General features: G+C 61.2%; 14 protein-coding genes. 5 read left to right on the top strand and 9 right to left on the bottom strand.

Annotation, left to right across the window (positions count from 1 at the left end):
- Positions 1–249 (top strand): hypothetical protein (locus JQ575_RS15985; protein ID WP_212034187.1); only part of this gene is annotated, 249 nt, incomplete at its 5' end.
- Between the two features lie 122 nt (positions 250–371).
- Here JQ575_RS15985 and JQ575_RS15980 read toward each other — a convergent pair.
- The 9 genes from JQ575_RS15980 to JQ575_RS15940 all read right to left on the bottom strand — a co-directional run bounded on the left by JQ575_RS15980 (position 372) and on the right by JQ575_RS15940 (position 8,430).
- Complete coding sequence (locus tag JQ575_RS15980) at positions 372–1,592, bottom strand: ABC transporter substrate-binding protein (RefSeq protein WP_212034186.1); 1,221 nt, start codon at positions 1,590–1,592, stop codon at positions 372–374.
- 343 nt (positions 1,593–1,935) lie between these two features.
- A complete protein-coding gene (locus tag JQ575_RS15975; RefSeq protein ID WP_212034185.1) occupies positions 1,936–2,139 on the bottom strand; it encodes a hypothetical protein in 204 nt (67 codons plus the stop codon).
- Between the two features lie 25 nt (positions 2,140–2,164).
- On the bottom strand, positions 2,165–2,596 hold the full coding sequence (locus tag JQ575_RS15970) for a hypothetical protein (RefSeq protein ID WP_249166668.1): 432 nt from the start codon (positions 2,594–2,596) through the stop codon (positions 2,165–2,167).
- A gap of 45 nt (positions 2,597–2,641) precedes the next feature.
- Positions 2,642–3,322 carry a site-2 protease family protein gene (locus tag JQ575_RS15965; RefSeq protein ID WP_212034184.1) on the bottom strand — a complete coding sequence of 227 codons (681 nt, stop codon included), beginning with the start codon at positions 3,320–3,322 and terminating at the stop codon, positions 2,642–2,644.
- Between the two features lie 52 nt (positions 3,323–3,374).
- Positions 3,375–3,773 carry a GFA family protein gene (locus tag JQ575_RS15960; RefSeq protein ID WP_212034183.1) on the bottom strand — a complete coding sequence of 133 codons (399 nt, stop codon included), beginning with the start codon at positions 3,771–3,773 and terminating at the stop codon, positions 3,375–3,377.
- A gap of 1 nt (position 3,774) precedes the next feature.
- Entirely contained in the window at positions 3,775–4,521 is a 747-nt protein-coding gene (locus tag JQ575_RS15955) for an SDR family NAD(P)-dependent oxidoreductase (protein WP_212034182.1), read from the bottom strand.
- Between the two features lie 24 nt (positions 4,522–4,545).
- Positions 4,546–5,277, bottom strand: coding sequence for an SDR family oxidoreductase (locus tag JQ575_RS15950; RefSeq protein WP_212034181.1), 732 nt, complete (start codon positions 5,275–5,277; stop codon positions 4,546–4,548).
- Positions 5,278–5,389: 112 nt separating this feature from the next.
- Complete coding sequence (locus JQ575_RS15945; RefSeq protein WP_212034180.1) at positions 5,390–7,210, bottom strand: IlvD/Edd family dehydratase; 1,821 nt, start codon at positions 7,208–7,210, stop codon at positions 5,390–5,392.
- 188 nt (positions 7,211–7,398) lie between these two features.
- The gene (locus JQ575_RS15940) at positions 7,399–8,430 is read right to left on the bottom strand and encodes a LacI family DNA-binding transcriptional regulator (protein WP_212034179.1); all 1,032 of its coding nucleotides are present in this window, start codon (positions 8,428–8,430) and stop codon (positions 7,399–7,401) included.
- Positions 8,431–8,628: 198 nt separating this feature from the next.
- On the opposite strand from JQ575_RS15940, the gene JQ575_RS15935 reads away from it, so the two are divergent.
- The 4 genes from JQ575_RS15935 to JQ575_RS15920 all read left to right on the top strand — a co-directional run bounded on the left by JQ575_RS15935 (position 8,629) and on the right by JQ575_RS15920 (position 13,048).
- Entirely contained in the window at positions 8,629–9,696 is a 1,068-nt protein-coding gene (locus JQ575_RS15935) for an ABC transporter ATP-binding protein (RefSeq protein WP_212034178.1), read from the top strand.
- Between the two features lie 40 nt (positions 9,697–9,736).
- Positions 9,737–11,056, top strand: a complete 1,320-nt coding sequence (locus JQ575_RS15930) for an ABC transporter substrate-binding protein (RefSeq protein WP_212034177.1) — start codon at positions 9,737–9,739, stop codon at positions 11,054–11,056.
- Positions 11,057–11,160: 104 nt separating this feature from the next.
- Positions 11,161–12,120, top strand: coding sequence for a carbohydrate ABC transporter permease (locus tag JQ575_RS15925; protein WP_192739721.1), 960 nt, complete (start codon positions 11,161–11,163; stop codon positions 12,118–12,120).
- Complete coding sequence (locus JQ575_RS15920) at positions 12,113–13,048, top strand: carbohydrate ABC transporter permease (protein WP_212034176.1); 936 nt, start codon at positions 12,113–12,115, stop codon at positions 13,046–13,048. Before JQ575_RS15925 ends, JQ575_RS15920 begins: the two co-directional genes overlap by 8 nt.
- Positions 13,049–13,142 lie beyond the last annotated feature (94 nt).

Here is a 13,142-nt window from a genome sequence, read left to right as displayed (position 1 = left end):
GCTCGTGTGCACTTTGTTTTGTGCAAACCGCACGCGAGACCGCGGGTGCAGCGCGCACCCGGTCTTCCCTGCGCCCTTGTTTTCGAGGGCAAGGAATTTCTGGCAAAGCTCGGGCGCAATGCGTCGCGAGAATGCGAAAGTATGTCTGCCGTCATTGCGAGCGAAGCGAAGCAATCCATGGCGCCACGCAAAGAAAGAATGGATTGCTTCGTCGCTTCGCTCCTCGCAATGACGGAACGGGCTGTTTGAAAATTGAATCAGAACATCTCGCGACGGACCTGTTTCGCGGCGTTGCGAGGGAAGGGCGAGCCGCCCAACAAAAATGCCGGCGATTTCTCGCCGGCATTTTGCACTTGGGACGATCCGCCGGATCAGGTCTTCTTCAACAACGGGCAGACGCTCTTGTCGAGCGGAATGAAGGCTTCCTCGGCCGGGATGGTGGCGACGAGGTTGTAATAGTCCCACGGATACTTCGAATCCGCCGGCTTCTTCACCTCGAACAGATAGGCCGGATGGATCTTGCGGCCGTCGGCACGGACCGTACCCTTGCCGAACAGGTCGTCGTCGGTCGGCATTTCCTTCATCTTGGCGACCACCGCGCGGCCGTCATGCGGGTTGCCGCCGAGCGCTTCCAGCGCCTTGAAGTAATGGATCAGCGAGGAATAGACGCCGGCCTGCACCATGGTGGGCGGGCCCTTCTTGTGCTTTTCGTTGAAGCGCTTGGTGAAGGCCCGGGTCTTGTCGTTGGCGTCCCAATAGAACGTCTCGGTGAAGTTCAGGCCCTGCGCGACCTTCAGCCCGAGCGCATGAACGTCGGTGATGAACATCAGCATGCCCGCGAGCTTCTGCCCGCCGGAGACGATGCCGAACTCCGCCGCCTGCTTGATCGAGTTGGTGGTGTCGCCGCCGGCATTGGCAAGGCCGATGATCTTCGCCTTCGAACTCTGCGCCTGCAGCAGGAAAGAGGAGAAGTCGGCATTGTTGAGCGGATGCTTGACGCCGCCGAGCACCTTGCCGCCATTGGCGATGACGACCGCGGCCGTATCGCGTTCGAGCGCGTGACCGAAGGCGTAGTCCGCCGTCAGGAAGAACCAGCTGTCGCCGCCGGACTTGACCAGCGCCTTGCCGGTGCCGTTGGCCAGCATCCAGGTGTCGTAGACCCAGTGAATCGTGTTCGGCGAGCATTGCGCGCCGGTCAGATCCGACGACGCCGAGCCGGAGTTCAAATTGACGACGTTCTTGTCCTTGGCAAGGTTGGAGATCGCAAGGCCAACGCCGGAGCTGGCGAGATCGACGAACACGTCGACCTTCTCGACGTCGATCCACTGCTTGCCGATGTTGACGCCGACATCAGGTTTGTTCTGGTGATCCGCCGAGATCAGTTCGATCTTCCAGCCTTTCGCCAGCAAACCGGAATCATCGATCGCCATCTGCGCGGCGACGCTGGAGCCGGGGCCGCCGATGTCGGCATAAAGACCCGATTGATCTCCGAGGCTTCCGACCTTGACGACCTTGTCGAGCGTTTGCGCAAACGCTCCCCCTGCAAATACCAGGCTCGTGGTCATCACCAAGGCTGCAATTGATCGCTTCATTTCCCCTCCAAGGAATCTTCAAGGATATTTTTGCAAGGATATTTTGAATTTTGCAAAACTCGCTGAGCCATTATGCCCGGCATCGTGTTCGCCGCCTAGCGGGCTGCGGCGGATCGCCGTGCCGGGAATATTCCATGTCGCGGTGAATTCCGGGCACGCGCCGGCGCTGCATGCCACTGAAACGCGAAAATGTCGCGAAGACGTATCGCGTCGATCAGCGCCAGATTCAAAATCATCCCGCCCTGGAATAGAAAGCCGTAGCTCGGAGGCGTTGTACGGCAGCGAAGGTCACCGTCATCCCAGCAATCACGCGTTACGCCTGCAACCGTCTGCAGTGCTACGGTCAGCCGTCTTTCCCCCATGCCGCATCCTGCCCAATTGGCGTCAGGTACGGGGCGTCTCCGCGCATTGCGACGAGGCCAAGCTCGATCAGTTTCGCCAAATGATCCGTGTTGAACGATCGCCTTCCGGCAATGTCCCGCAACGTCCATCTGAGATCGACCGCGTCGATCCCGAACTGTGCAAGCGGATCTGCGTCGCTGCTCATTTCGCTTTCTTGCGCGAGGGTCGGGCTATCGCCAGTAATAGCGGATGCCGACATAGACGACGACAAGGCACGCAAAGATCAGCGCCACCGGCAGCCGCGGTTTTGCCTGCGGTCCTGATGCCGCGACCTTTGGCTTGGCAGGCGGCCGGCGAAAGGCGGTGACGTTGCCGGTGTCGGCCGGGGCATCGGCGGAGCGTGCGGGGATTTCCGGTGCGGTTCCGGCGCCGCCCATCTCCGCATAATAGCTCTTGTACATGAGCTGGATGGTAGCCTCGGAAGCATCCGCATCCGTCATCTTTTCGAGCAGCTGCCTGTAGCTGACGAGAAAACCTTGCGCCTCGGCGGGCAGGGCGGAAGCGCCGTTGAGCTTGGCGAGCATTTTCCAGGTGGCAAAATCCGCCCTCGCGCGGGTGTCGGCGCGTCGTGCGATCAACATGTCGGCAGCTTTGATCACCATGGCTCCAAGCCAACTCCTCCGTGTCCGGCGTTCTCTATCTAAGGTTTATGCGTTGCCCGTGATAAAGAGAAGCGCACGGATCACATAGCCGGTCAGTGTCCGCAGTATTGCCGAAATAACATCAAGATTTAGGCCGAGCTGACTGCCCAGGATCGGCAGCAGGATCAGCAGGCCGATCAGGATCAGCATGCCATAGGGTTCCAGCCGCGACAGCGGGTATGCCAGCACCCGCGGCAGCAGCCCCACCGCGACCCGCCCACCGTCCAGCGGCGGGATCGGCAGCATGTTGAAGATCGCCAGCACGATATTGATCAGGAACGCATTTTTGAGGTTGTCCGCGGTCCATTGCGCCGCATTCGCGGGCACCAGCGGCATGATATGGAAGGCAAGGGCCACCAGCACTGCCAGGACGATGTTGGTGGCCGGGCCCGCCAGCGCCACCCAGACCATGTCGAGCCGGGGATGGTTCAAATTGCGGAAATTCACCGGCACCGGCTTGGCGTAGCCGAACAGGAACGGCGAATGCGAAAGCAGCAGCAATCCGGGGAGAATGACGGTCCCGAACGGGTCGATATGCTTGAAGGGGTTGAGGCTGACCCGGCCGAGCTGCCAGGCCGTGTTGTCGCCGAGGCGATAGGCGGCAAAGGCGTGGGCGGCCTCATGCAGGGTGATGGCGAGCAGGACCGGCAGCACCCAGACCGATATGGCGTACAATGAGATGTTCAATCGATCGGCCCCGATTCACGCGCTGTGCTGGGCTCAGCCTAGCACGTCGGCGTCACTGGGGAACCGTCTCCTGGTATTGCGGTAGGCCGTCGTCGAGCCGTACCCAATCGATCTTTTCCGAGACCCAGATGTGCTCGGTCGGCGCAAAGGCGTTGCGGTCGTCGAAGGCGGCAAGCGCGACGCCGACCACCGTGCCGTTGGTCCGCCGGGAAAACAGCCGGGTGCCGCAGGCCTTGCAGAACATCCGCTCGAGTGCGTCCGAGGATAAATAACCCGCAATGTCGCCCTCGACCGTCAGTGCGCGCTGGTCGAACAGCGCGCGGGCAAAAAATGGCGATCCCATCGACCTCTGGCAATTGCGGCAGTGGCAGATCCGGATATTGACCGGCTCGCCGTCGGTCTTGAACCGAACTGCGCCGCACAGGCATCCGCCTTCCCGGATCGTGCCCATTTCAATACGTCGCGCGGCCGCCGGAGATGTCGAACACCGCACCGGTCGAGAAGGCGCAGTCCTCCGACGCCAGCCACGCCACCATCGACGCCAGCTCCTGAACCAGCAGGAAGCGCGCTTTCGGAATCTTCGCTAGCATGAAATCGATGTGCTGCTGCGTCATCTGATCGAAGATCGCGGTCTTCGCGGCCGCCGGTGTCACGGCGTTGACGAGGATATCGTGCGCCGCCAGTTCCTTGCCGAGCGACTTCGTCAGCGCGATCACGCCGGCCTTGGACGCCGAATAATGCGCAGCGTTCGGATTGCCTTCCTTGCCGGCGATCGAGGCGATGTTGACGATACGGCCGTATTTGTTGGCGAGCATCGCCGGCACCACGGCCTTGCAGCAGATGAAGGGACCGTCGAGGTTGATGGCCATCACCGTGCGCCAGTCTCCGAGGTCCATCTCCCAGACGGTCTTGTTGGCACCGGTGATGCCGGCATTGTTGACGAGGATATCGATCTTGCCGAACGCTTTCAGCGTCGCGTCGCGCGCGCTTTCGACGGCGGCGAGATCGGACACGTCGACCTTGAACGCGCGGGCATTCTCGCCGATTTCCGCGGCGGTCCGTTCCGCGAACGGCAGGTCATGGTCCCAGATCGCGACCTTGGCGCCCGACGCCACGAAGCGTTCGCTGATTGCGCGTCCAAAACCCTGTGCGCCACCGGTAACGACGGCGCAGCGTCCGCTCAGATCGATCTTGTTCATGCTGAAATCCCTTGATCGCGGCCGTCAGAGCATGTAGCCGCCATCGACGACGAGGTCGACGCCGGTGGTGAATGCGCTTTCGTCGCTCCCAAGATAGATCGCCATGGCCGCGATCTCCTCTGCGGTACCCAGTCGGCCCATCTTCTGGCGGGCAACGAACTTCTCGCGTCCATCCGGGCCGGCGGCGGCCGCGCGATCGAGCATCGAAGGCGTCTCCACGGTGCCGGGGCAGATGCTGTTGCAGCGGATGCCCTGGTTGATGAAGTCGAGCGCGACCGCGCGCGTGAGCAGCGAAACCGCCGCCTTGGACGCACTATAGACATAACGGTTTGCCGGTGGCCGGAGCGCCGCGCAGGACGAGATGTTGACGATGCTGCCGCCGCCGCCTGCGATCATGGTGGGCAAAAACGCCTTGATGGTCCGGTGCATCGATTTGACGTTGAGGTCGAACGAGAAATCCCAGTCCTCTTCCGAACACTCCAGGATGGTTCCGTGGTGCACAAAGCCCGCCGCATTGAGCAGGATATCGATCTTTCCAATGCGCTTGGCGAAGGCGTTGACGTCAGCGGTGCTGCGAACGTCGAGCCGCGCCGTCTCGGCAACGCCTTCCTTGCCGAGCGTGGCGATGCCGCTTTCATTGATGTCGGTGGCGATGACAGTGGCGCCTTCGCGCGCGAATGCGATTGCGCAGGCACGCCCGATGCCCGCCGCCGCGGCGGTGACGACCGCGCGCTTTCCCTTCAAACGGTCTGACATTCTTGTCTCCTTGTTCCTTTCGTCATTGCGAGGAGCGAAGCGACGAAGCAATCCATGTTTCCGCGTGGAATGATGGATTGCTTCGCTGCGCTCGCAATGACGGCGTTGCAGCCTAATGATTATCCCGCGCCACGCCGACCGTGCCCGCAATGTCCTGATAGCGCGTGGCGAGTTCCATGCAGGCGCCGGTGGCCTGCTGGCCGACGGTCGAGCGATAGAGTTCCTGCCACGGCGTCTGGTGCGCCGGGTATTTGAAGCCGCCGCCGGCCTTGAGGTCGGCGTGACGCTGCTTCAGTTCCGCATCGGAAATGAGGATGTTTGCCGAGCCCTTGTTGAGGTCGATACGGACCTTGTCGCCGGTCTTCAAGATCGCGAGTCCGCCACTGGCGGCGGCTTCCGGCGAGGCATTAAGGATCGATGGCGAGCCCGAGGTGCCGGATTGCCGGCCGTCGCCGATGCAGGGCAGGGCCAGGATGCCGCGTTTGATCAGTGCCGCCGGCGGCTGCATGTTCACGACTTCGGCGCCGCCGGGATAACCGATCGGGCCGGCGCCGCGGATGAACAGCACGCAGTGCTCGTCGATGTTGAGCGCGGGATCGTCGATCCGGTCGTGATAGTCCTCCGGGCCCTCGAATACGATGGCGCGGCCCTCGAACGCGTTCAGGTCCTTGGCGTTGCTGAGATAGCGGTCGCGGAATTCCTTGGAGATCACGCTGGTCTTCATGATCGCGGAATCGAACAGATTGCCGCGCAACACCAGGAAGCCGGCCTCCTTGACCAGCGGCTTGTCGTAGCTCCAGATCACGTCGCCATCGGGTTTCGTCGCCTCGCGGCAATTCTCGCCCATGGTGCGGCCGTTGACCGTTTTGACGGCCTCATGGATTTTCTTGTGCGCCATCAATTCGCGCACCACCGTCGGCACGCCGCCAGCGCGGTGAAATTCCTCGCCAAGATAGAAGCCGGCCGGCTGCAGGTTCACCAGCATCGGGATTTCGTGGCCGTGTTTCTGCCAGTCATCGATCGAGAGCTCGACGCCGATGTGGCGCGCCAGCGCGTTGATGTGGATTGGCGCGTTGGTCGAGCCGCCGATCGCCGAGTTCACCACGATGCAGTTCTCGAACGCCTCACGGGTCAGGATGTCGGACGGTTTGAGATCCTCCCAGACCATGTCGACGATCCGCTTTCCCGTCTCGTAGGCGATCTGGCCACGCTCGCGGTAGGGAGCGGGAATCGCCGCGCAGCCCGGCAGCGACATGCCGAGCGCCTCGGCCAGCGAGTTCATGGTCGAGGCCGTACCCATGGTGTTGCAATGGCCGACCGACGGCGCGGAGGAGGACACGATCTCGATGAATTCGTTGTAGTCGATCTCGCCGGCGGCAAGCCGTTCGCGTTGCTTCCAGACGATGGTGCCGGATCCGGTGCGCTCACCGTTGAACCAGCCGTTCAGCATCGGCCCACCCGACAGCACGATGGCGGGCAGATTGACGGTCGCGGCTGCCATCAGGCAAGCAGGGGTGGTCTTGTCGCAGCCGGTGGTCAGCACAACGCCGTCCAGGGGATAGCCGAACAGGAGTTCGACGAGGCCGAGATAGGCGAGGTTGCGATCGAGCGCCGCGGTCGGGCGTTTGCCGGTCTCCTGGATCGGATGCACCGGAAATTCCATCGCAATGCCGCCGGCCATACGGATGCCCTCTCGCACCCGGTGGGCCAGCTCGAGATGGTGGCGGTTGCACGGCGACAGATCGTTACCGGTCTGCGCGATGCCGATGATCGGCTTGCCGGACTGCAATTCTTCGCGGGTCAGGCCGTAATTCAGATAGCGCTCCAGATAGAGCGCGGTCATCCCCGGATTATGCGGGTTGTTAAACCACTCAAGGGAACGAAGCTTCCGTCCCTTGCCATTGCTGGCACCATTATTGTCATTCTTTTTCATTGGTTCCTCCCGCACTGCAAACTAGGGCGGCTCAAATCACGGCAGCGGTTTCCACCATGCTCAAAATTTCATCCGCTGCAAACGCGCCGCGCATGCAATTCCTGTGTCTCTTGCTCGATCCTAGTTCGCGCCAAAAGACAGCGCTACCATTTTCTATGCAACCCCACATGAGCCCTGCGAAACTGGGATCAAGCCGTCTGCGGCGTCGAACTTTCGCGGATCATCAGTTGAAAACCAAGGTCGAGGACCGGTTCCCGCGGCCGGCGGCCCTCGATCGCGTCGATCACCATGGTGATGGCGTGACGGCCCATCTCATAGCGATTGGTGCGTACGCTGGTGAGGGAAGGGACGGCGGAAGCCATGAATTCCAGATCGTTGAAGCCGACAATCGCCATTTCGCCGGGAACGGATATCTGGCGGCGCTGGCATTCGAACAGCACGCCGAGCGCGAGGTCATCGTTGACGCAGAATACCGCGTCGATATCAGGCGTCTTCGCAATGAGATCGGCGAACAGCGTACCGCCGAGCGTCACGGTGGTCGGCACCGTCGTTGTGACGACGAGGTTTGGATCGAACAGCGAGGCCGCCTTCATGGCATCGCGGTAGCCATCGAACCGCCGCTGGACGCGGGGATCCATCCGCGCGCCGAGGAAGCCGATGCGCCGGCGCCCTTGCTCGAGAATATGCGAAATAGCCGCAAAACCGGCGTCGTAATGCGAAAAGCCGATCATCATGTCGACCGGGCTGTCCCCGATCTCCATGATCTGCGCGACCGGGCAATCCATGGTCTCCAGGATGGCGCGGGATTCCGCCGTCTGGTTGATGCCGGTCACGATCAATCCGGCCGGCTTCTGGGCCCGGAACAGCCGCAGCATCTTCTCTTCCTGCAGGATGCTGTAGCGCGTATTGGTCAACTGGATGCTGTAGCGGCTCTGCTCGGACGAATCGTAAATGCCACGCAAGACGTCGGCGAACACGCTGTTGGTCAAAGACGGAATCACGACGCCGATGACTTCGGTGCGATGCGAGGCCAGCGCGCGCGCCGCCAGATTGGGCACATAGCCCAGTTCCTTCACAGCGCTGTCGACGCGTTCGCGTTTGGCGAGTGACAGCGCATCCGGGTTTCTGAAGAAGCGGGATGCGGTGATTGGCGACACGCCAGCCAGCTTGGCGACCTCGGTGAGGCGGATTTTGCCAGACTTCGTCGGTTTTCGTGCCATTCCGCGCTCTTACCATAAGAAACCAGACAAATGAACAATTATTGACAGCGCTACCATCGCATTGCTAAAAACCGCCAAACTGCGGATGATAATGCTTGGCTGAAGTCGGCTGGATGGCATTAGAGTCGAACAAGACAGCGTGGCGCCGGTCTCCGTCCAATGGCGTCAGAAAACAGAAATTGAGGGGAGAGAAGTCCGATGTCGTCGGTACAGATTCGCGACGTGCGAAAGTCGTTCGGTAATTTTGAGGTTTTGCACGGCGTTTCGATTCCGATCGAGGACGGCGAGTTCGTCGTGCTCGTCGGCCCCTCCGGTTGCGGCAAGTCGACCTTGCTGAGAATGCTCGCGGGCCTCGAGAACATCACCTCAGGCACGATTTCGATCGGCGACAAGGTGGTCAACAATGTCCAGCCGAAAGAGCGCGACATTGCGATGGTGTTCCAGAATTATGCGCTCTATCCGCATATGACGGTCGCCGACAATATGGGCTTCTCGCTCAAGCTGCGCGGCGCCAAGCCTGAGGAAATCTCCAACGGCGTCAAGCGCGCCGCGGAAATCCTGGCGCTGACCCCATTGCTCGAGCGTTATCCCCGGCAGTTGTCCGGCGGACAGCGTCAGCGCGTCGCGATGGGCCGCGCCATCGTGCGCGATCCTCAAGTGTTCCTGTTCGACGAGCCGCTGTCCAACCTCGACGCCAAGCTGCGGGTTGCGATGCGCACCGAAATCAAGGAATTGCACCAGCGCCTGCGCACCACGACGGTCTACGTCACCCACGACCAGATCGAGGCCATGACCATGGCCGACAAGATCGTGGTGATGCACGACGGCATTGTCGAGCAGATGGGCACGCCGCTCGAACTCTACGATACGCCGGCCAACCAGTTCGTGGCGGGCTTTATCGGTTCGCCGGCGATGAACTTCCTCAAAGGCAAGGTGAAGTCGAACGGCAGCGCCGGTTTCGAAGGTCCGAACGGTGTCAAGCTGCCGCTGATGTCGGCACCGGCCAACTCCGAAGGCAAGCCGGCGGTCTACGGCGTCCGGCCCGAGCATTTCACCATCGCCGACGACGGTGCCGAAGCCGAGATCGTGGTGGTCGAACCGACCGGCTCGGAAACCCAGGTCTTCGCCAAGCTCGGCGGCGAACAGGTCGTTGCCGTGTTCCGCGAGCGACATCAATTCAATCCGGGCGACAAGATCCGGTTGAAGCCGGATCCTGCGCTCGTGCATCTATTTGACGAGACCACAGGAAAGCGACTGAACGCCTAAAAAACATAATCAAAATCAAATTCACAGGGGAGGATCTACGATGCACGATTTTACTCGCCGCTCGCTGCTTCAAGGCGGCACTGCGCTGGCTGCGGCTGGCGCGCTGACCGGGCCTGCACTGCTGGATTTCGCCAAGGCCTGGGCGCAAGCCTCGCCTTGGAAGGCGGAGCCGGGCGCCAAGCTGACGGTGATGCGCTGGAAGCGTTTCGTGCCGGCGGAAGACGACGCGTTCAACGCCATGGTCGCCGCCTTCAAGGCCGCGACTGGCACCGAGATGAACGTGTTCAGCGAGTCCTTTGAGGACGTGCAGCCAAAGGCGTCCGTCGCTGCGAATACCGGCTCCGGCCTGGATGTCGTCTGGGGCCTGCACACGCTGCCGCAGCTGTTCCCGACCCAGGTGATGCCGCTGAACGACGTCGCCGACTATCTCGGCAAGAAATACGGCGGATGGACCGAAGCCGCCGCTATTACCTGTAAGCAGGGCGACAACTGGCTGGGTATCCCGGTCGCCACCATCGGCGGCTACATGACCTACCGAAAGTCTGCCGTGGACAAAGCGGGCTTCAGCGAGTTTCCCAAGGACTTCCCCAGCTTCCTTGAACTGTGCAAGGCGCTCAAGAAAAACAACACCCCGGCGGGCTTCGCGCTCGGCCATGCGACCGGCGACGCCAACGGCTGGCTGCACTGGATCCTTTGGGGTCATGGCGCCTATACCGTCGACAAGAGCGACAAGGTGATCATCAATTCGCCGGAGACCTTGAAGGCGCTGGAATACACCAAGGCGCTTTCCGACACCTTCATTCCGGGCGCAGCGTCGTGGAACGACGGTTCCAACAACAAGGCGTTCCTTTCGGGCGAACTTTATGTCACCGCCAACGGCATCTCGATCTACGTCGCCGCCAAGGATGACCCGACCAAGAAAGAGCTCACCGAGGACACCTATCACGCGCTGTACCCGGTCGGTCCGATCGGCAAGCCGACTGAACTGCAGCTGTGCGTCCCGATCCTGGCGTTCAAGTTCACGAAGTACCCGAACGCCGCAAAGGCCTTCATCGCCTTCATGCTGGAGAAGGAAAACTACGACAAGTGGCTGACCGGCGCGCGCGGTTATCTGACCCACACGCTCAACGCCTACGACAACTCGCCGGTGTGGACGGCAGACCCGAAGAACGCGGTGTTTGGTCAGGCCAGCAAGCGCGCGCTTCCCGCTTCCGGCATCGGTACGCCCGGCGAGAAGGCGGCGACCGCGATCGCCGACTTCCTGGTGGTCGACATGTTCGCGAACTACTGCACCGGCCGTGAGACCGCAGCCGGTGCGATTGCGATCGCCGAACGGCAGCTGAAGCGCATCTATCGCTGATGACAACAGCTACGGGCGGCACGCAATGCCGCCCGTAGTTGCCGGATGCTTCGCTATCGAGGACGAGACGGCACCACGGCCGTTATACTTGCGGGATTTTGCCAATGGCTGACGTCGCCCTCCAACCCCGGACTGCCAGACGGCCGATTCGCGAGGCGTCGAGGTGGGACCTGATCAAGGCCAACCGCAACTATCTCGGCTTCTGGTTCATGCTGCCCGCAATGGTGTTCCTGGTTCTGTTCCTGGCTTATCCGCTGGGGTTGGGAATCTGGATTTCGTTCACGGATGCGCGCATCGGCAGGCCCGGCGCGTTCGTCGGGCTGGAAAACTATGAGTGGCTGTGGGGCGACTCGATCTTCTGGCTGTCGGTATTCAACACGCTGCTCTACACATCCGTCGCCAGTGTCATCAAGTTCGCGATCGGCCTTTATCTCGCGCTGCTGCTGAACGAGAACATGCCGTTCAAGGCGATGCTGCGAGCCCTGGTGCTGATCCCCTTCATCGTGCCGACGGTGCTGTCGGCGCTGGCGTTCTGGTGGATCTTCGATTCACAGTTCTCGATCATTTCCTGGTCGCTGAAGCAGATGGGATTGATCACCGACAATATCAATTTCCTCGGTGATGTGACCTGGGCGCGGATCTGCGTGATCTTCGCCAACATCTGGCGCGGCGTTCCCTTCGTTGCGATCACGCTGCTGGCCGGCCTGCAGACGGTGTCGCCGTCGCTTTACGAAGCCGCGACGCTCGATGGCGCGACCAGCTGGCAGCGGTTCCGGTTCATCACCTATCCGCTGCTGACGCCGATCATTGCCGTGGTGATGACCTTCTCGGTGCTGTTCACGTTCACCGACTTCCAGCTGATCTGGGCGATGACGCGCGGCGGTCCGGTCAATGCCACGCACTTGATGGCGACACTGTCCTATCAGCGGGCGATCATCGGCGGCGTTCTCGGGGAGGGTGCTGCGATTTCGAATGCGATGATTCCGTTCCTGCTGGCGGCGATCATGGTCTCCTGGTTCGGACTGCAGCGCCGCAAGTGGCAGCAAGGTGAAAACAATGACTGATCTGCCCACACAGAGGCTCGACCTCAAAGGGGTGTTGTCGGGATCGGCGCGAACGGCGGCTGCCGACGATCACTCCGTCGGCATGAGCTATCTGGAGTCGCTGCCGCGGCGTCTGGTGACGCTTTATCTGCCGCTGGGGATCATCGTCGTCGTCCTGCTGTTCCCGTTCTACTGGATGGCGCTCACCGCCATCAAGCCGGACGAGCAGTTGCTCGACCTCAACACCTATAATCCGTTCTGGACCTGGAATCCGACGTTCAAGCACATCCACAAGCTGCTGTTCGGAAGCTACTATCCGCTTTGGCTGTGGAATACGATGTATGTGGCGATCTGCTCGACCGTGCTGTCGATCTTCGCCAGCGTGCTGGCGGCCTACGCCATCGTGCGGCTGCGCTATCGCGGCGCGCAATGGGTCGGCGGGCTGATCTTCCTGTCCTATCTGGTGCCGCCCTCGATCCTGTTCATTCCGCTAGCCACCGTAGTGTTCCAGTATGGGCTGTTCGACACGCCGTTCGCGCTGATCCTGACCTATCCGACCATCCTGATCCCGTTCTCGACCTGGCTCTTGATGGGCTATTTCAAGACCATCCCGTTCGAGCTGGAAGAGTGCGCGCTGATCGATGGCGCCAGCCGATGGCAGATTCTGACCAAGATCGTGCTGCCACTGGCGATCCCGGGATTGATCTCGGCCTTCATCTTCTGCTTCACGCTGTGTTGGAACGAGTTCATCTACGCGCTGACCTTCCTGACTTCGGTGCAGAACAAGACGGTGCCGGTCGCGATCGTCAACGAATTCGTCGATGGCGACGTCTACCGCTGGGGATCGCTGATGGCGGGTGCGCTGGCGGGCTCGCTGCCGCTGGTTATCCTTTACGCCTTCTTCGTCGAGCACTATGTGTCAGCCATGACGGGAGCCGTGAAAGAATGAGCGCGCCGGCCCGTATCTGAACCCTCGTTTTGACGCGTTTTCTTCACGCGAACCGGTTTCCACTTCGCTTGAAGACGCTATAAGCAAGAACAAC

Origin of the sequence: Bradyrhizobium sp. JYMT SZCCT0428 (assembly GCF_018131075.1) — a bacterium.
Lineage (GTDB): Bacteria > Pseudomonadota > Alphaproteobacteria > Rhizobiales > Xanthobacteraceae > Bradyrhizobium.
The sequence above is the reverse complement of the archived record's forward strand: the minus strand, read 5'-3'. Positions and strand labels throughout refer to the sequence as shown.